The sequence below is a fragment of the Bradyrhizobium sp. AS23.2 genome (genome assembly GCF_001908185.1).
Classification (GTDB): domain Bacteria; phylum Pseudomonadota; class Alphaproteobacteria; order Rhizobiales; family Xanthobacteraceae; genus Bradyrhizobium.
Genome location: NZ_LGHM01000007.1, coordinates 1 through 19,822, shown reverse-complemented (window position 1 = coordinate 19,822; position 19,822 = coordinate 1). Strand labels below are relative to the sequence as shown.

Annotated in this window: 11 protein-coding genes and 1 pseudogene; 6 read left to right on the top strand and 6 right to left on the bottom strand. The window is 62.1% G+C overall.

Annotated elements, in window-relative coordinates:
* Positions 1 to 180: 180 nt before the first annotated feature.
* Positions 181 to 3,264, top strand: a complete 3,084-nt coding sequence (locus AC630_RS01200) for an ATP-binding protein (protein ID WP_143197726.1) — start codon at positions 181 to 183, stop codon at positions 3,262 to 3,264.
* A 360-nt stretch (positions 3,265 to 3,624) separates the two neighbouring features.
* On the opposite strand, the gene AC630_RS01195 is transcribed toward AC630_RS01200, so the two are convergent.
* Entirely contained in the window at positions 3,625 to 4,677 is a 1,053-nt protein-coding gene (locus AC630_RS01195; RefSeq protein ID WP_083636088.1) for a LysR family transcriptional regulator, read from the bottom strand.
* Between the two features lie 5 nt (positions 4,678 to 4,682).
* Here AC630_RS01195 and AC630_RS47965 point away from each other — a divergent pair.
* Positions 4,683 to 5,452, top strand: a pseudogene (locus AC630_RS47965) (molybdate ABC transporter substrate-binding protein).
* Between the two features lie 209 nt (positions 5,453 to 5,661).
* Positions 5,662 to 6,945: a serine hydrolase domain-containing protein gene (locus AC630_RS01185; protein ID WP_167561108.1), complete on the top strand. Its 1,284-nt coding sequence runs from the start codon at positions 5,662 to 5,664 to the stop codon at positions 6,943 to 6,945.
* Positions 6,946 to 7,249: 304 nt separating this feature from the next.
* Here AC630_RS01185 and AC630_RS01180 read toward each other — a convergent pair whose 3' ends face one another.
* From AC630_RS01180 to AC630_RS01170, 3 genes are all read right to left on the bottom strand, one after another.
* Complete coding sequence (locus AC630_RS01180) at positions 7,250 to 8,005, bottom strand: ThuA domain-containing protein (RefSeq protein WP_074116680.1); 756 nt, start codon at positions 8,003 to 8,005, stop codon at positions 7,250 to 7,252.
* Positions 8,006 to 8,359: 354 nt separating this feature from the next.
* Entirely contained in the window at positions 8,360 to 9,346 is a 987-nt protein-coding gene (locus AC630_RS01175; protein WP_074116679.1) for a cysteine synthase A, read from the bottom strand.
* A 167-nt stretch (positions 9,347 to 9,513) separates the two neighbouring features.
* Positions 9,514 to 10,275 carry a bestrophin-like domain gene (locus AC630_RS01170; RefSeq protein WP_074116678.1) on the bottom strand — a complete coding sequence of 254 codons (762 nt, stop codon included), beginning with the start codon at positions 10,273 to 10,275 and terminating at the stop codon, positions 9,514 to 9,516.
* Between the two features lie 175 nt (positions 10,276 to 10,450).
* Between AC630_RS01170 and AC630_RS01165 the strand changes: the two genes are divergently transcribed.
* A complete protein-coding gene (locus tag AC630_RS01165; RefSeq protein WP_074116712.1) occupies positions 10,451 to 11,773 on the top strand; it encodes a TAXI family TRAP transporter solute-binding subunit in 1,323 nt (440 codons plus the stop codon).
* Positions 11,774 to 11,942: 169 nt separating this feature from the next.
* On the opposite strand, the gene AC630_RS01160 is transcribed toward AC630_RS01165, so the two are convergent.
* Positions 11,943 to 14,009: an adenylate/guanylate cyclase domain-containing protein gene (locus tag AC630_RS01160; protein WP_074116677.1), complete on the bottom strand. Its 2,067-nt coding sequence runs from the start codon at positions 14,007 to 14,009 to the stop codon at positions 11,943 to 11,945.
* A 183-nt stretch (positions 14,010 to 14,192) separates the two neighbouring features.
* Positions 14,193 to 14,819, bottom strand: coding sequence for a TetR/AcrR family transcriptional regulator (locus tag AC630_RS01155; RefSeq protein WP_074116676.1), 627 nt, complete (start codon positions 14,817 to 14,819; stop codon positions 14,193 to 14,195).
* 129 nt (positions 14,820 to 14,948) lie between these two features.
* Here AC630_RS01155 and AC630_RS01150 point away from each other — a divergent pair, with 129 nt between their 5' ends.
* Positions 14,949 to 16,181, top strand: a complete 1,233-nt coding sequence (locus AC630_RS01150; RefSeq protein WP_074116711.1) for a cytochrome P450 — start codon at positions 14,949 to 14,951, stop codon at positions 16,179 to 16,181.
* A gap of 152 nt (positions 16,182 to 16,333) precedes the next feature.
* On the top strand, positions 16,334 to 19,822 hold a 3,489-nt coding region (locus AC630_RS01145; RefSeq protein WP_074116675.1), incomplete at its 3' end, for an AsmA family protein.

The following is a 19,822-nucleotide window of genomic DNA, read 5'->3' as shown; positions in this document are numbered from 1 at the left end:
GCGCGAGCCAGACGCCGTGTCTTTTCTTCCATGCGCATGACACGAACACCTTGTGTGAGTGACTGAACGCGGCTGGAAGTATCGAATGGGACGCCACGCCACGCTTTAAGGCGAGCTTGATTTTCCCTTATCGTTTCCTTGATTTTGAACGGTGTGCTTGATTTCGGGCCGGCGTACGGGTTGAATATCCGCCTCGCCCGGACCTCCGAAGGCATTGTTTTGCTGTATCTATTTGAAGATTTTGTTCTCGACGCCGACCGGCGGGAGTTGCGCCGTGACGGATATCCGATTCCGTTGCAGCCTCAGGTTTTTGACCTCCTCGAATATCTGATCCGCCACCGCGCCCGGGTGGTGACCAAGGACGATCTGATCGGTGCAATTTGGGGCGGGCGCATCGTCTCGGAGTCAGCGCTCACCACCCGCATCAACGCAGCTCGCACGGGAATCGGCGATTCCGGCGAGGCGCAACGGCTGATCAAGACTTTACCGCGCAAAGGCTTCCGCTTTGTCGGCACGGTGCATGAGGCAGTCAGGCAGGTCGAGAGCGCGGTGGCCCCCCCGAAGATCGAAAGCTCCGCCCTGGTGGTCGGCCGGACAGAATCCTTCGAGACAATCGACCAGATGACGCGGCGCGTCTTGTCCGGCAAACGGCAGATGGCGTTTGTCACGGGAGAAGCCGGGATTGGCAAGACGGCCTTCATCGCCAAGACGATCGAGCAGCTCACGGAACAGGGCTTCGATCAGCTCTATGGGCGCTGCACCGAACGATTCGGAACGGACGAAGTCTTTCTGCCGCTCATCGATGCGCTGGTGAGCCGTTTTCGAGCAAACGGTCCGGAACTGATATCGGCTGTTCGCGCACGCGCGCCCACCTGGATACTGCAATTGCCAGGCGCCATCGACGCATCGGAGCGCGCGGCTTTCCAGGATGAAGTGTTCGGCGCGACGCGCGAGCGGATGCTACGCGAGTTTTGCGATCTTCTGGAGGCGCTGAGCATCGGCCGCCCCTGGGTCCTTGTTCTCGAAGATCTGCATTGGAGCGACTTCGCGACACTCGACGTGCTGTCTCGCTTCGCGCGCGGGACCGGCAAGGCGCGCGTGCTGGTCCTCTGCTCCTATCGTCCGGCCGAGAGTGCCGTCGGCGGACATCCCATCCGTCGCCTGCACCGGGATCTCGAGATTCATGGGTGCTGCAGCGAATTGCGCCTCGATCGATTGTCGCGTTCGGAGGTCGACCGCTATCTGGCATTGCGCTTCGACGACGACGAACTCGCCTCCAGCCTGTCAAAGCCCGTATTCGAGCGAACGCTGGGGCATCCCTTGTTTGTTGCCTCGCTGCTCAAACACCTTATCGACCAGGAGTCGATAGTCGAAACGGACGGCAGATGGCGCCTGTCTTTACCCGCAGCATTCACTCAAGATCGCATTCCAGACAGCCTCCTGAACATGATCGGCCATGAACTCGATCGCCTCACCGATAATGAGCGGCGTCTGCTTGATGTGGCCAGCGTTGCCGGCGAGGAGTTTTCTGCGGCCATCGTTGCCGCCGGCCTGTCCGACGATGCGATCGACGTTGAAAGGGACATCGAAGCGTCGATCCGGAAGGATCATATCCTTGTTCGTTCGGGTGTTTCCGAGTGGCCCGATGGAACATATTCGGGCTCATATGCTTTCCGGCATATTCTCTATCAGAATATTATTTATCAGAATTTGCCGCCCGGACTTCGCGCACAAACGCACAGGCGCTTGGGCAACAGACTGGAGGAGGCCTATGCCGGCCGCACCCACGAAATAGCGCCTGCACTCGCACTTCACCTTGAGCAGGGCCGCGACTTTCCCAGCGCCTTGCGCTACCTCCGGGAAGCGGCTGAGAGCTCGACGAAACGTCTCGGCCATGCCGAGGCCGCGAGCTATCTCACCCGCGCGCTTGGCATACTCGATCGCTTCGATGCTATCGACAAGTTCTCAACCCGCATCGCTCTTCTGCGGCAGCGAAGCTGGGCTCTTCGCTCGTGCGGCGACCTCGTCGGGTCCATCCGTGATCTGCGAGACATGATTACCTGCGCCGAACAGGCGGGTGAGATAAAGCAGCAACTCAACGGCCTCACGGCAGTGAGCAGCCTCTGTTTGCGCGTCGATCGACACGCCTGCCTCGAGGCGGCCGAAGACGTGTTGTCGCGGAGCCAGGCGCTTGCGGACGACACATTCAAGGCTCTGGTCCAGGGCAGTAGCGCGAGCGTCAACCTGTTCCTCAACGGCTGGCGAAAACAGGATGCCGCACTCTGCGACAAGGCGATCGAGCTGAGCGCCAGCGCCACCAACTATGGCACTCTGATCAGGCGCAACGGAATATCCGGTATCGTTGATTGTTGGAGGTCACGATACCAAGAGTGCCGCCGCGCCGGCACGGAAGGAAAGCGGCTGGCACGTTCGGCTGGCGATGTTTACACCTTTGTCCTGTTCAGCGTGCTTGAATCAATCGCGCTCATTCATCTGGGCGAGTGGCGCGAATTGCGGCGCGAAATCACGGCCGGCCTCGAACTGGCCATCAAGAACGCGAACGGCCCCGGAAGCGCATTGTGCCGTCTGACGCTTGCGTGGTTGCATGTCGAAGCGATGGATTTCGATGGAGCTCGCGAGCTCTGCGAAAGCGTCGACGATAGTCTGCTGGTCGGCGATCAGTCGACGTATTTCCACAAACGGGCCGTCCTTGCGAAGGCCTATGTCGGCCTGAACGATCCGTCGGGAGCTCGTCGGCAGTTCGACGATATTGAGCGCCGCAGGGATGAAGAAGGCATCGACATCGAATTTACTGCCGCGACACAAGTGTATCATTGCCTCGGCGAATACTGTTTGCTGATCGGCGACTTTGCGCAGGCTCAGAGTTGTGCACGCCAGCTCCACGACTATGTGGCATCGGCGCCGGATCTCAATCACCTGGCCCAGGCCCACGGGCTGCTCGCGCGTATCGCGGTTGGCTTGGGCGATCCAGTGGAAGCCCTGCTGCACTTATCCCGCGCGCTGGAGATCGTGGACAATGCCGACTTCCCGATCGCTTCGTGGCGGGTGTACCGCACGGCGGCCGAGATCTTCGCGAAGTGCGGAGACGCCGACAGGGCAGCGACGTATCGCATTCGATTTGTCGAGACCGTCCGAAGGCTCGCGCAAAATTTCGAAGCTGAAGACCGCCTGCACAAGAGCTTGCTCGCTGTGCTGGCGACGCAACTGGCAGCGATGAACTCTCTGCCCTCGCGGCCCGATTAGCCGACAGAGCTTGCCGTACGCGTTCGAGAGTGGCGTTCTCGATACTGGCCAGCGGGGGGCTTTGTCGCATTGGAAGTACCGCCAAAGCGAACGTCGGTCCGCATTCAAAGTGAATGCGCATCATCAGCACTTGATGTCCGCTTTGTCCCGAACCGGATGTTGAACCGGTTTTGGTCGATGACCGCTTGGGAACCGAAGCGGATATTACTGCTTGGAAACAAGACCGTTCCTCGCGCCCGCGCGAGCGAACAGCTCGGTACATGCTGGCATTATTCCAGAAGCTGCCGCCCTGCCTGCGATCCGACCTTGCCCGCCCTTCACCTCGGCCGTGAGTCCTTGGCAGGGGCGCAATGGTGGGTGTCATGGCGCCCCGTCGCTACGGGCAAGCGGCTTGGCAACGTCGCGAATGCAATCGGCAAACACCTGCGCCACCGGGCTCAGCATTCGGCCCTTCAACGTGAAGATCCCGGTCGGCAGATGCCACCGCGGCAATACGACGGGAAGCGGCTTGATCAGGCCGGCTCCGGGACCGAACCGCAGTGCCGAGCCCGGCACAAGAGTGAGGTACTGGCCGGTCGCAAGCAGGCTGATGCGTAGGTGCAATGAGTTGCTGAAGATCGTTGCCGCAGGAACCGGCAACTTCGCGGCACGGAATGCTTCGACGAAGCGCGAGCCCGGCTCTGTCTCCAGCGTTGAAAGAATCCAGGGCGCCTCGACGAGATCTGAGAGCTTCAGGTTGCGGCGGCGCGCCCAAGGACTTTTCGGGCCGGCAACGACAAGCAGCGGCTCGTAGAACAGCGGCTCCATTTCAATGTCGGAGTCGGGTGCCTCCGTGAGCAGTCGCGAGATCACGATTTCGGATCGGCGGTCCCGGAGCAGGTTGAACTGATTCAGCGCGACACCTTGCTCCAATGTGACGCGCAGACGCGGAAGTCGTCGCGACAATCGTTCGAGAGCTGCCGGTACGAGGCCTGCCGCCCAAACCTCCGTGCAGGCTATGCGCAGCTCGCCGGCTTGGGGATCTGTGAGATAGGCGATCTCCTCGACGCTTTGCCGAAGCTCGTCGAAGACCGCGATCCCGCGCCTGAGCAGCGCTTTGCCGAACACGGTGGGCTCGATGCCGTGCGCAGTGCGGCCGAGTAGCGTGACCCCGAGGACGTGTTCGAGATTGGCGATGGTGCGAGAGATCACCGGCCGAGAGATCGCCAGGCGCTCGGCGGCTTTCGCCATACTGCTCTCCTCGACCACCGTCATGAAGATGTGGAGATCACGAGGCTTGAGAAGGCGTCCAATCCGATCTGCCCAGCGCATGAGCGACGTACCCAAATAGCTACCACCACGTCGAAAAATCAAACTTGTTGATACTCCCAATTTGCCGCTGACTCCAGCTTCCAGCCGGACCTTCCGGCCCATGCCAAATGCAGGAGAGGGTGATGAGGCACATTCGCATCGCGGTTGCAGCTTTGATCCTGGCGGCCAATGCGGCCGCCGCCGATTGTGCCGAAGTCAAGGTCCTCAGCACTCCGACGATGAAGAGCGCACTGGATGAGCTAGCGCCGGCCTTTACGCGCGCGACTGGCCACACGCTGATACTTACTTTCGAGGGGGTGCCGGTGTTGAAGCGGCAGATCGAGGCAGGCGAGACGTTCGATGCCGCCGTCCTGCTGCCGGCGGCGGTCGATGATCTTGCGAAGCTGGGTAAGATTGCGCAGGCACTCGTGCGGATATTGCCCGCACGGCCGCCGGCGTCGCGACCCGGACGGGCGTGCCGAAACCTCCGGTCTCCTCTATCGAGGACCTAAAGAAAACACTGGTTGCGGCGCGAACGATCTCCTATTCGCGCGACAGCGTGAGCGGAAGCTATTTTCTTCATCTGCTCGATCGCCTCGGAATCGAGGATAAGGTCAGGCCGAAGCTCCTGGCCGTGACAGGGCGAAGTCCGGTAGAGGCCGTCGCGCGCGGCGAGGCGGAACTGACCGTCATCACTGTGCCGAACATCATTGGGGTCGAGGGCGTCGTCCTCGCAGGGGTGCTTCCCGAGGAGCTGCAGAACTACACCACCTTCAGTATAGGCCTCAGCGCCAACGCCAAGGAGCCTGCGGCCGCCGAGCAATTGATCGCATTCCTGCGCTCGCCAACTGCCCTCGCTGCAATTCGGAGCAGAGGATTGGAGCCCATTGCCCCCTGAACCTCTGCCCCTGGTGTTGACTACAATTGCCGCCGCCCGGATCGATGTCCAATTGGAATGGCGAATCGCGCGCCGACGAGGCGATCGAACAAGCGTTCTGTTGTTGCGGTGCATGAGACCGTAAATGGCCCATTTCGGGAGTCGTACCCCTTGATGAAACAGCTGCGCTAATCCACTCTGGTTGTTCAATCAACGCGTGGATGGCTGCGATGAACACGGGAGCGGTGCGGGTTACGATCATTGCGATGGCCATGCTCGCGGCGTCCGGCATCACGAGCGCGCAAGAAGCCGCCAAGCTTTCTGCTGCCGGACCGGTCTTCTCAAACACGGGTTACGATGCGAACGCTTATGGCGCTAATGAGGGATATCCCCTTGGCACATTGGCGGTCGGAGCGGAGATGCGGCATCTCGTTGCCACCTATAGTCATTTCGACGAACTGACGCCCGCGCACATCGTTGGACGTGCAGCCGCAGCCTGGTCGTTTCAGCGCGCCGCCGAACCTGAGATCTACTACAGCTTCCGCGGCGAGCGCCGGACCATCGCGGATTATCTCAGCCGACAGCCGACGACCGGACTGCTGCTCGCCAGGGACGACACTATTTTATACGAACACTATCAATACGCGCGATCGGCCGGCGATCGCTTTCTCTCCCAGTCGATGGCGAAGACCATCACCGCGATGCTAATCGGAATCGCTGCGGCCGACGGTCTTATCAAATCGATCGATGATGACGTCGCGACCTATGTAACTGCGCTCGCAGGAACCGAGTACGGTAAGACACCGATCCGCGCGCTGTTGCACATGTCTTCCGGTGTCGACTTCAAGGAGATCTACGACGGGCAGGACGATATCGCGCGCCTCGGGCGCGACCTGTTCGGCCGGCCTGGCAAGGCCCCTGAGGTCAGCATCGCGCAGTTCAACACCCGCGTCGCGCCGCCAGATACGCGATGGCACTACGCCAGTTCCGAGACCGAGATCCTTGGACTCGTCCTGCGTGCTGCGACAGGCAAGCCAGTTGCCGATTACCTCAGTGAGAAGATATGGCAGCGGATCGGCACCGAGGCCGACGCCTCGTGGGCGATCGACGGTACCGGCCAGGAGGTGACTTTCTGCTGCTTTAACGCCGTATTGCGCGACTACGCCCGTTTTGGTCGCCTGCTCGCACATGACGGCATGTGGAACGGGCGCGAGATCATTTCACGCCAATGGCTGATTGATGCGACAACGGTACGTTCGTCCGACACCTATCTCGCGCCAGGTGTGGCCACAAAGTACTACGGCTATGGCTATCAAGTCTGGCTGCTGCCCGGCGCCAAACGCCAGTTCGTTTTGCTTGGCATCCGCGGCCAGATGATCTTTGTCGATCCGGCGACCAAGCTGGTGATGGTACATACAGCAGTGCGTCCGAAAGCAGTCGATACGGACGCCTCAGCAGAGACTATTGCACTGTGGCTCGCTGTCGTTGACCAACTCGGTCGCGGCGCGCGATAGGTGGGCTCTATCGCGTGGCGAAATGCACGGTCGAGATGCCGCCCCAGCGGACTGCGGCCGAACTCGCCGTGAAGGCCGCTTTCAGGGAAAGCGTACTAGTATGTGGCATGGGTCGCGACTGCCGACTCTGGCCCTGAGCTGAACAACGCAACAGCCGCTGCCATGTCGGCTGGTTTGCGGGAAACCGGACGCCACAGGATCGCTGGGCTGACCGTCGCTTCTGACCCCGAAACAGAAAGTCGCAAGCCAAGACGGTCCGAACCTCCGGCACGGGCATTAGCTGGGTGGCGCAAATGCGAAGTTGCTAGGGCGACCTTCGCAAGGACCAGAGAATAGCGTTCGTGAGGGTTCGCTGGTAGCGAGCGTCTTGCCAAACTGCCGGCTCGTGGCCTAGCGCCGTGTAGAATACTCGTCCGTTGCCGTAACGTCGGGTCCATGCGAGAGGCCAACCATAGAACCGTTGATGCACGCCGGTCTTGCCAAGATCCACCGAACTTGGGTCGAGGCGCAGCAGCACGCGTGATCCACGATAGTCGAAGTCGCTGATTTGGTAGATCTCGTCCTCGACTTGCAGCGAATTCCCGAGAAAAGCCACCAGGGGATTGCTGGGGTCAAGCACCTCGACTGTTACGGCCTGGTGCCAGGGATGACCGTCGAAGTAGCCGCCGAGCAGATCGAGATAATCCGGCCAAGTGTAGAACGTGTCCGCAGCCGAATGAACACCGATGAACCCGCGGCCCGAGCGCACGAAGTCGAGAAGAGCTGTCTTTTGCGCGTCGCTCATCGGAAGTTCGCCGGTCGTGTAAAACATCACCGCGGCGTATCGCTCGAGGTTCTCGCTGGAAAATTCGGACGTGTCTTCCGTTGCAGTGACTTCAAAAACACCCGAATTGCGTCCAAGCCCGGTCAGGATTGCCTTCGAAAGAGGTATGACATCATGCCGGAAGCCAGCCGAGTAGGTGAAATAGAGGATGCGCTCTTGCGGGCGCTCCGCATGCGCGGCAAGTGGTTGGACTGCTGCTGCGCCGCCGAGGAGCGCGATGAAGTCACGTCGCCTCACAATCGCCTCCGCAAAACCGAACCAGTCACGCGTAGAAAGAAGCTTAGCACAGATCGGCGGAGCGTTGGCTCCGTCGCATCGCCCTTCGCCGTCCTATGCAGCGACCACGTTCAATTCCTTGCCCCCAGCGTCGTTTCTTTGTAACAGCTGCGACCTACAGAGTCCTCGGCGTGAGACGCGCAACTATCTCGCGGCCGGATCGTCGGAGCACTTCCGCTCGTGGCTCGAAGCGGATGTTGAGCCGGTTTTGGTCGATGGCCGCCTTGACCGATAGCAAAGCTTGCCGAAGCATCGGGATGGTGTCGGATTCTGATCAATAGAAGAACGGATAGCAGCATGGCCAATGGCGGCCCGCTATCCCATCCACCGTGGTATGGGCAGGTTTTTGTTGCGCAGGAATTCCGGGTTGAACAGCTTGGATTGATAGCGCTGGCCCCCATCCGCGAGGATGGTCACGATGGTTTTGCCTGGACCGAGGTCGCGCGCAAGTCGCATGGCTCCAACGACGTTGATGGCGCTCGAGCCGCCCAACACCAGTCCTTCATGCTCGATCAGGTCGAACAGAACAGGCAGGGCTTCTTCGTCCGTGATCTGGTATGCCGCATCAATCGGCGTGCCTTCCAGGTTCTTGGTCACACGGACCTGCCCGATACCTTCGGTGATCGAGTCGCCTTCTGTCGTGAGCTCGCCTTTCGTGAACCAGTTATAGAGAGCGGCGCCCATCGGATCGCTGAGCGCAATTTGAATGCCGGGATTTCGCTCCTTGAGGGCCCGCGCGATCCCACCCAAAGTGCCGCCGCTCCCAACGGCACAGGTAAAGCCGTCGATTCGTCCGCCAGTCTGCTCCCAAATCTCCGGCCCGGTCGTACGATAGTGGCCCTCCCGATTGGCAACGTTGTCGAACTGATTGGCCCAGAAAGCGCCGAGCTCCTCGGCGAGCTGACCGGAATAGCGCGCGTAGTGACCGGGATTGGAGTACGGCACGGCGGGCACCAGGCGCAGGTCGGCGCCACACAACCGCAACATGTCCTTCTTCTCCTGACTTTGCGTGTCAGGCATCACGATCACGCTGCGATAGCCGCGTGCATTCGCCACCAGCGCTATGCCGATGCCGACATTGCCGGCTGTCCCTTCGACGATGACGCCGCCTGGCCCAAGCTTGCCGCGTCGCTCGGCGTCGTCGATCATGGCCAGGGCCGCGCGATCCTTGATCGAACCGCCGGGATTGAGAAATTCGGCCTTGCCGTAGATCTCGCAACCTGTGGCCTCTGAGGGCATTCGCAGCCTGATCAATGGCGTATTGCCGATGGAGTCCAGGAAGCCTGTTCGGATACCGTTCATCGCCTGCCTACCTTTGCACTCCTGCAACTTTAGGCTCGCAGGCGGGCAATTCGATTCTCTAGTTCAGGCGATCTGTGCAATGTTTTGGGCGTGCGACCTTCCCAATCGGCATTTCTATTCTTGCGCTGACGGCGCAGGGCTTTGCTCACGGCCAGCCCGGGGGCTGGCTAGGATCCAAGCGGCGCAAGAGCGTTGCGCAGCGGCGTGCTGGATAGCTGCATCAGTCCGACAAACGGCTGGCTCAACTCCAGGATCAGGAAAAGCGCTGCGGAAGCGGAAATCGCAAACACCAGCGTTGCAGCGATGTTGATCGGGGTGAGCCGCGAGAACAGGCTGAAGCTCATGAAAATGACGGCAAGCCAGAATACGAGCACAGCGAGAAAGGGCATGGGGATCGAGTTGTCCGCGTGTTCAAACAGCAGCAGGCGCGTTTGTGCCGTGTCAGTAGCGACCTGTATTGCCCGATCCCTGAGCGAACGCTGCGCGTCGGTTTTTGGCGACAGCGCCTGAATTCTTGCAAAGGCATCTTCCGACACGGCGGTCGCCCGGAAGGGCGTTCCCTTCGTGGACTCCGAAATGTCCTGGCGCCAGATCCTTTCGACAAGGGGCTCGACCGCACGCCGCAAAAGGTCGCGGACATCACGTGACTCCGGCCCGTATTGCTCCAGGAGTTGGTCGAGTAGTATGATGTCGGCGGTCAAGCGCCGCACTTGACTGCTCTCGGTATCGTACGAGCTATTCGCCGAGGCAATCAGCAGACCAAGCACGAGCGCCGCGATGGTGGCGATCAGCCCGGTCCCGAGCCGCACGTAATCCCTCGTGTCGTCCGCCAGATGGTGCTCCGGCAAGGCGTTGCGCAGCAACGCGCCAAAGAGCGCGCCTCCTAAAATAACCACGAGCGCAATCAAGGACACCACTATTGGGCTCATTGCAATCAACTCCCTGCGCAATCGTTGCCTTAGGGACCGGCAGAGGGGTAAGCTCGTTGATCTATGTCAATTGCTTCTCCGCCTCATTGGCAAGCTAATACAATCCTCGGTGCTGGGCACCTTGAAGTTATCGGTTGTCGAGATTCGGCATATCGACTGCTTGTTGGGAAAGAACATGGGTGCGTTCAGGCTACCGATCTGGCTGCGCATTGTTGTGGTTGCAGGGCTGGTCGCCTTGGCTGCGGGCGCAAGCTACGTCGCTTACCGGTGGTACATTCGGCCGGTGACGTTATCGATCGCGGTCGGATCTTTGGACGGCGAAGCTCCAAGGGTTCTATCAGCGCTTGCGAGCCGGCTTGCCGCAACGAATGCTCCGGTACGGCTCAAAATCGTCGAAACCGCCGGCGCAGCCGAATCCGCGAGCGCCTTTTCGACGGGCAAGACGGACCTCGCGGTTGTTCGTGGAGACGTCGGCGACCTGTCGCAGGCACAGGCAGTCGTTGTCCTCGCTCAAGCTGTGGCGTTGCTCGTCACGCCCCCGGGATCCTCAATTACGGACATGGCCGGCCTGAAGCGCGTAACAGTCGGCGTGGTCGGGGGCGAGACCAATCAGAAGATCGTCAGCGTGCTTACAAAGGCATACAACCTTGATCGCGCCAATGTCGTGTTCAAGAACTTTGCGCCGGCGGACATACGTCGAGCGCTTGATACCAAGGAGGTGCGTGCCGTTCTTCTCGTCCTGCCACTCACCGAGAAATATTTGTCAATGGTGCGTGGACTCTTCGCCCAAAACGCGAAAGCGGCGCCGACACCGATCCCGATCGAGAATGCGGGAGCAATTGCGGAGGAAGAACGCGCCTATGAGAGCTTCGACATCCCCAAGGGAACGTTGCGAGGCTCACCTCCGAATCCGGAAGACGATGTCACGACGCTGAGGGTTTCGTTTTACCTCGTCGCCAGGAAGAGCCTCGATAACGATTTGGTCGCCGACTTTACGCAAGCCTTGATGAGTGCACGCAGGGACCTGTTGCGCGAGGAGCCAATCCTCGCGCAGGTCAAGGCGCCGGACACTGATCCCGGCGCATATCTTCCGGTTCATGCGGGTGCGGCAGAGTACTACAATGGCACGCAGCAAGGCTTCCTGGACAAGTGGAGCAACTTGATTTTCCTGGCTCCAATGGCATTGGGCGCGCTCGTCACGGTATTGGCGACGGCCTGGAGATTTCTCCGGTCGGGCGATTTCCAGACCAAAGAAGCGGCGCTGGATTCGCTTTATGCGCTGGGACGGAAGATCCGGAACGCCGAGACGGAATCCGATTTGTCAGAGATCGAAAATCAAATCGACGAGGTCCTGCGCGCGCAACGCGCCAGAGCGGCAACGGACGACGAGAACGCACTGGATGCCGCTACCCTGAACGTAGCCGCTCATCGTCTCGAGAATCTTATCCATGATCGCAGATCAGCGCTTGCTGCACCGACCTCGAAGGCCGGATCGTAGTGGCGGCGGCTTCCGCTTTGGACGCTGAGCGTAAAGTCGACTCGACGGTCTATGATTGGGCTATTCGCGGTGGGACATGGCAGTGACCTGCTCGGACATCACTACTGTTCGCTTGGCGCTGAGCCCGGTGATCTTGTCTTCCACCGCTGCCTTGCGCGGCAGCCTGGCCTTAGATGGGCACTTTCGCGCGACACATGGCAAGCAGCGACGTTGCAACTGGATCGTCGGGAAAGTCTCGCAGAATATCTTCGTAGTGTCGCGCGGCTTGATCCAGTTCTCCTCGCTCAAAGTAGATTGAGGCTTCCCTCGTTCGATCGCACAGTGCAATCTCGTGCTCGGTGACCTTGAGCTCGGGATCATCATTGCCCTTGATGCCCAGAAGCTCGTAGATCATGAACTCGCGCTTGCGGCCCTTGACCTGAACCTTCCTGATTGGTCTTGCGATGATTTCGGGCTCGACAGCCTCGAACACGCTGTCGCTGATGCAGATCGTCGTGCCAAAAGTCTTATTGATGCCCTCCAACCGCGCCGCGACGTTTACACCATCGCCCATGACGGTATAGCTCAATCGCTCGGTTGCCCCGACATTGCCTACCAGTACGTCCGAGCAATGCAAGCCAACGCGGAGATGAAACGGCGGCCGGCCCTCCTTGCGCCAGTCTGCGTTGAGTTGCTCCATGCGACGCGTTGCTCGCATCGCGCCACAGCAGCCACGCAGCACATGGTCCTCGCGATGGACCGGAGCGCCCCAGAATGCCATAACGCCATCACCGATGAACTTGTCGACTGTCCCTGACTCTTCCGCTATGGCGTTCGAGACGACTTCAAAATAGACCGAGAGTTGGGAAAGCAGATCATTGGGAGCCATTTGCTCCGACAACGTGGAGAAATCCTTCAAATCGGTGAAGATCACCGTCATGAATCTCTGCTCGACGCCGAGGCCAAGCGGCATTCCAGTCTTGATCAGCTTTCTAACGACATCCAGCGGCACGAACGAGGAGAACGAGCGGAGCGAGGTCTCGAACAGCGAAACGGCTGTTTGCAGCTCCTTGACTTCCCGGATGTAAGATGGCGGCGGCATCGCGCCCGCGTGCGAGAACGTCAGATCCTTGACCGATCGTAGCGCCGACGACACGGATTCAATGGGGAGCGACAACCGCCGCGAGAGGAAATAGATCAGCAGCAATTCGATCCCCGTCAATACGCCGATCACGGCGATCATCTGCCGGTTAGTCCGCTTGAGGGTGCCGACAAAATCGTCCGTCGGCGTAAGAGTAATCACCTCCCAAGGCTTGTCGAAAGTTTCTGGAAAACGGGTGAAGGTCGCACTGATCTCCTGGCCGTGCTGCGGTGAGTGAAAGAAGAAGTTGTCCCGCTTGGTCTCGTGGCGAAGTCGATACGCCTCGCGCAGGTCGTCGTCGGCAATAGTGTCGAGTCTGGCGAGTTCGAGTCGACCGTTCTCCAGCCGCACGCCTTTTTTGGGATCTGGATAGGCGATAATCGTGGCGTCGGTCGTGCTAGCGATCACCGTGGTGCTGTGGGGACTGGCGCGGTGGCTCGTGAGAAAATCTGAAAGCACGTTGAGCGTGATATTGCCCGAGGCGCAGCCGATAAACTGGCCGTGTGCGACAATCGGGATCCTCAGGGTAATGACCGGATAGCCGGTATCGGGATTTGGCCAAGGTCCCTCCACGACCAGTTTGAGAGTGCTCTTCGCCGCCTGGTAGCCAGCGAGCGCTCTGATGTCCTCAATGGTATCTACGTCATAGCTGCCTACGACGTGGGGCCAGGTATCGTAAAACGTGCGATGCCGGACCCGTCGCGGCCGGCCGGCAAAGCTATCGATGTAGCTGGAATGCCAATTTGCTGACGACGGAATCTTCGGATCGGAGCGCCTGCGGTCATCGTCCATCCGGGTGACAACCCGATGAAAGCCGTCTTCGAAACTGACGAAGACCGCATCGATTTGTCGCCCCGAGGTAAGCGCCTGGTAGAGCAGTTCACGGCTTTCCTCTTTCCTGAAGAACTGCGGGTCTTCTGCGGAAAGCGCTGCGATGAGTCCGAGTGTGGTTGCGACCGGATCTATCAGGTTCTTTGCATCTTCGATGCTTGCCTGCTTGGTCTTGGTCACAACGTCGTTCAGCGTAGCGTTGATCGCGGCAGAGCTGCGCTCGTAGTTGTAGATCAGGATGAAGATCAGTACGGGAATGCTCAGAAGGACGAACAATCCGGACATCGCCGCGCTTAGCCGCAACGCAGAAAAGTTCGAGGTATTCCAGCGATTAGGGCGCATTCTCTATGCTCAACTTGGTAGCCGCATCGGTGACAACTGATCGATGTTGACCGGTGGCGCTATGCACCTTCGGCGGATTGCGTTTGGATGGCCGTGATGATTCCGAGCAATCTCTCCGACGTTGGACTATGAAGAGGCGCCCTGGTCCGATGACAGCCCCGTGCTGCGCCGGAGATCGGTGATCGCGCGCCAGAAGCTGTCGGCCGGCGCGGTCTCCGGATCGATCAGCCGGTGCAGGCGAAAGCCGTCGTCGAGCGCCAGCACGACGGAGGCGATCCATGCCGGGTTCAGCGTGTCGTTCTGGCCGTTGCTCTTCAATGTCGCCTCGACGATGTCGGCGATCATCTTGCGCCGGGCGCGCAGGCGCTTGGCAAGCTCGGGCCGCCGTTTCTCGGCGCGCGCGACATAGAGGATCATCTCGATGTGCAGGAGCGGCGAGCGGGTGAGGGGGTCCTGGCGGGCGCGATCCATCGCTTTCAGGGCCGCGATGAAGTCGTCGAGATTCTTGTGCCGCGCGAGGATGTCGAGGTTGCGCCGGATCGACTGTTCGACATGGTCCTCGAGCATGGCGATGATCAACTCGTCCTTGCTCCCAAAGTTTGAATAGAACGCGCCGCGGGTGAAGCCGGCCGCGGTCGCGATCGCCTCGATGCTGGCGCCGCCGATGCCGTCCTCCTCGAACACGCGCGCGGCCGCCTCGAACAGCTTGTCGCGCGTGTCGTCCCTGGTCGGCCTGGTTCTCACTCTTGACATCGGGGCAGGTTAGGGCAGAATGCAATTCGATACAACAATGTATCGAGTTGATAATTCCAGGGGATGGTTACGCCGGGCATCGGGGCTGCCTGCGTATTCGTGTCATGCGGCAACCGATTTGAGGTCACCATGAACGAGCAAGTGCAACCCGGCGGCGGCGGACCGCTGTTCAACCCGCTGTCACCAGACTTCATCCGCGATCCCTATCCGCACTACGACCGGCTGCGCACGATCGATCCGATCCATGAGACCCCGTTCGGCCAGTTCGTCGCCAGCCGTCACGCCGAGGTCAGCCTCGTGCTGCGCGACAAGCGCTTCGGCAAGGACTTCGTTGAGCGCTCCAAGCGCCGCTATAGCCCTGCGATCATGGACGAGCCGGTATTCCGCAGCATGAGCCACTGGATGCTGCAGGCCGATCCGCCCGACCACACTCGCCTGCGCGGCCTCGTCGTGAAGGCCTTCACCGCCCGCCGGATCGAGGATATGCGGCCGCGGATCCAGGAGATCGTCGACCAGGCTATCGATGCCGTGATCGATCGCGGGCACATGGACCTGATCGAGGATTTCGCCTTCCGCCTGCCGGTCACCATCATTTGCGACATGCTCGGCATCCCCGAGGAGCATCGCGAGGTCTTCTACAAGAGCTCGCGCGACGGCGGACGGCTGCTCGACCCGGTGCCCCTCTCTCCCGAGGAGATCAAGAAGGGCAACGAGGGCAACCTGATGGCGCAGATGTACTTCCAACAGCTGTTCGAGCTGCGCCGCCGCACTCCCGGGGATGATCTCATCACCCAGCTCGTGCAGGCCGAGGAGGATGGTCACAAGCTCACCAACGAGGAACTGACCGCCAACATCATCCTGCTGTTCGGTGCGGGCCACGAGACCACCGTCAATCTGATCGGCAACGGTCTCTTGGCGCTCCACCGCAATCCGGACCAGCTCGCGCTCCTGAAGGCGCGGCCGGAGCTGATGGCAGGCGCGATCGAGGAATTCCTGCGCTACGATTCGTCGGTGCAGATGACTGGCCGCGTCACGCTGGAGGACATCGACGATCTCGGCGGCGTGAAGATCCCCAAGGGCGAGACCGTGCTCTGCCTGCTCGGCTCGGCCAATCGCGATCCGGCGGTCTATCCTGATCGCCCCGACCGGCTCGACGTAACCCGGGCCAACGTCAAGCCGCTGTCGTTCGGCGGCGGCATCCATTTCTGCCTGGGTGCCCAATTGGCGCGCATCGAGGCCGAGATCGCCATCGCCACGCTCTTGCGCCGTCTGCCGGATCTGCGCATCGACGACGTCGCGAACCCGGAATGGCGGCCGACCTTCGTGCTGCGTGGCCTGAAGCGGCTGCCGGCGAGCTGGTGAGGGCGTTCGGCGTTAACCTCCGTGCGCAACAGTCGCTGTGACTTCGCCACACTTCCCTCTATAAAGGGGCTGTTCCGGCGCGCCTGAAGTCCCCTGAGGCTTGGGTCTGGCCAAGGTTTGGTCGTGACGCCGGTCTGGCCGAGGGGAGACCCGTGCAGACGACGCTGCTCGGATTGGCGATTGCCTTCATCATTGCGCTTCTGACTGCGCTCATCGGGCCTTACTTCATCGACTGGAACCAGTTCAGGCCCCAGTTCGAGGCAGAGGCGACTAGGATCATCGGCGTCCCCGTGCGGGTGGCGGGCGAGCTGGACGCGCGGCTCCTGCCGGCGCCGACGCTGCGGCTGCGCTCGGTTGCCTTCGGCGGCAACAACGATCTCGGCCGCCTGCGCGCCGACAAGCTCGACGTCGAGTTCAGCCTGGGTTCGCTGATGCGGGGCGAATGGCGCGCCACCGAGCTGACAGTTGGCGGCATGGCCGCAGACCTCGGCCTCGCCGCCAACGGGCGGGTCGACCTGCCGTCCACCGCGAGCGGCACCTTCAACCTGGCCTCGCTGGCGATCGAGCGGTTGAACCTCACCGGCCGCATCGCCCTGCATGATGCCGCCAGCCGCTCGACGCTGGAGCTCAATGACATCGCTTTCTCCGGCGACGTGCGCTCGCTCGCCGGTTCGGTGCGCGGCGACGGCCGTTTCACCGCCGCCGGGGTGCGCTATCCGTTCCGCGTCTCCTCCGGCCCGAGCGCCGACGGCAGCGCGACCCGCCTCCACTTCAACATCGATCCCGGCGAGCGCGCCATTTTGGCCGATCTCGAAGGCGTGCTCGCCTTCGACAACCGCCAGCCGAAATTCGACGGCGCGCTGACGCTGGCCGTGCCCGCGGTCAAGAAGCTAGGCGAGGCGGGGCCGACACCCTGGAAGCTCACGACAAAACTCAAGGCGGACCCGGCCGGCGCCAAGTTCGACCAGATCGATGCGAGCTTCGGCACTGAACACACTGCGCTGAAGCTCGGCGGCGTCGGCGACCTCAGGTTGGGCGCATCACCGCTGCTGCGCGCGGTGCTGTCGGCGCGCCAGGTCGATGCCGACAGGCTGGCCGGCAAGGACGATGCAGAGCCGTTGCGCATCCTGCCGGCGCTACGCGCGGGTCTTGCGGCGATCCCGCAGGCGCCGATACCGGCGCAGATCGAGTTCAACTCCGACCAGATCATGCTCGGTGGCCGTCCGCTCCAGAACATCACGGCCGAGCTTCAGACCGATGGCCGATCCTGGACCTTCCGGCGGCTCGAGCTGCGTGCGCCCGGCATGACGCAGCTTTCGCTCAACGGCGCGACGCCCGGCGCCGACAGTTTCAGTGGCCGTCTCAGCGTCGAATCCTCCGACCCCGATACGCTGATGGCCTGGCTCCAGGGCCGCAACGAGGTCAACCGCCGCAGCACCAGGCCGCTGCGCCTTACAGGCGACGTGACGATCGCGGCCAACCTTCTCGCGATCGACAGGCTGAAGGCCGACATCGAGGGCGGCGCCGTCGAGGGCCGCATCGGCTTCGTCCAGACCGGCGCGAGCAAGGGCTCGCGGATCGACGCGGAGCTGAAGGCCGACCGCCTCGATCTCGATGCCGCCGCGAGCTTCGTGCGCGCGCTCGCCGGACCGCAAGGCGAATGGCCGGACGAAGCAAAGCTCTCGCTCGATATCGGCCGCGCGATCTCCGCCGGCCAGGAGCTGCGGCCGTTCACGGCGAAGCTCGGCTACAATCCCGCGGCGCTGTCGCTGGAGCAGTTGCGGTTCGGCCAGGCGAGCGGGGTGACCACGGAGGCGAGCGGCAACTTCGACCGCACCAGGGCCACCGGCAAGCTCGCGCTGAAATCCTCGGCCAATTCGCTCCGCGAGCTCACGGCGCTGCTCGAGCCGATTGCGCCCGCGGTCCGCGCGCGGTTCGACGCCATCCCATCGCTGCCCGGCGCGACCCGCCTGAAGCTGGACCTCAGCCTCGACAAGAACGCCGAACATGCCGATCGGAGCGACGCCCGCGTCGTGCTCGATCTCGACGCGCCGCAGCTCAAGGCCACAGCGACGCTGGCCGCTCAGACGCCGGCGGCCGCAGTCAACGGCATCGATCTCGACCGCCTGCGCAACAGCGACTTCACGCTGGTCTCGAAAGTCTCGACGCCGCAGGCCGGCGCGATGCTGGCGCTGCTCGGTCTCGATCGCGTGGTGGCCGCAGGCGAGGGCGCCTCGCAGTTCGAAGGCAAGGTGAGCGGCACCTGGCGCCGGCCTCTGCAATTGAACGCCAAGCTCAGCGGAGGCGGACTGGACGCGGATGCGCAGGGCAATGTCGAACTGTCCGAGCCGAAGGGCAGCGTGAACCTGCGCGTGCGCAACGCCAATCTGGCGCCGCTGTTCGGGACCAGCCCGGCCGACAAGTCGGTGCAGAGCGTCAGCCTGTCCTCGCGCGTCGGCCTCTCCGGCAATCGCCTGACCTTCGACGATCTCGACAGCAGCGCGGCCGGCTCGCATTTGCGTGGCCATCTGGTGGTGACGCTCGATCAGGAGAAGAGCGTCGACGGCGAAGTCGGCCTCGACTCGCTCGATCTCATGCCTGCGCTCGCGATGGCCATCGGCGCGGCGGGACGCGACGCCGGCGAGCCGTTGAGCGCGGGGCTTCTCGGTGGCTGGCGCGGCCGGATCGCCTTCCAGGCGTTGCACGGCACGTTGCCTGATGGCATTGAGCTGCGCCCCGTCGGCGGCACGATCCGGAGCGACGGCCAGTCGCTCGCGCTCGATGCGCTCAAGGGCGGCATCGGTGGCGGCGAGATGTCGGCGAGCCTCGATGCACGCAATGGCGCCAATGGCGTTGCGCTGAACCTGCATCTCGATCTCACCAATGTCGATGCGACCACGCTGCGCTACCGCGATCTCGCGCTGCCCAAGGGACGCGCGTCGGTGCAGATGGCGCTGACCAGCCAGGGCCGCAGCGTCGCGGCCTTGATCGGCGCGCTCGCCGGCAACGGCACGGTGACGCTGGACTCCGCCGAGATCGCCGGCCTCAATCCGCGCGCCTTCGAGATCGCCATCCGCGCCAGCGACAGCGGTCAGGTCACCGACGACAACCGGTTGCGGCAGCTCGTCGAGCCCGCGTTGCTGGCAGGTCACATCGCAGTCGCCTCGGCGCAGATTCCGTTCACGATCCGCGACGGACGGCTGCGCGTCGGCGCGACGCCGCTCGAGGCGAAGAACGCCCGCGCCATCGTCTCCGGCGGCTACGATATTCCCGCCGATCAGGCCGACATTCGCGCCAGCCTGACGCCGATCATGACCGGCCTGTCAGGCGCGCCGCCGGAGATCCAGTTGTTCGCGGCAGGTCCCCCGGACAGGCTGAGCCGCACCATCGACCTCGCACCGCTGTCCTCCTGGCTTGCGGTGCGCACGATTGACCGCGAGACGCGCCGGCTCGACGCCATCGAACGCGGCGAGCCGCCGCCGGCGACCGCCGCGCTGCCGACGCTCGTCTCTCCCGACCCGGCGCCGGAGCCGTCGCTGACCGACGTGCCGATACCGGGTCGCGATCCGCGCCGCGCGCCGCCGAAGCCCAAGGGTGAACCCAAGGGCGCGCCGACGCCGAAAGCCCCGCATGCGGCTCCC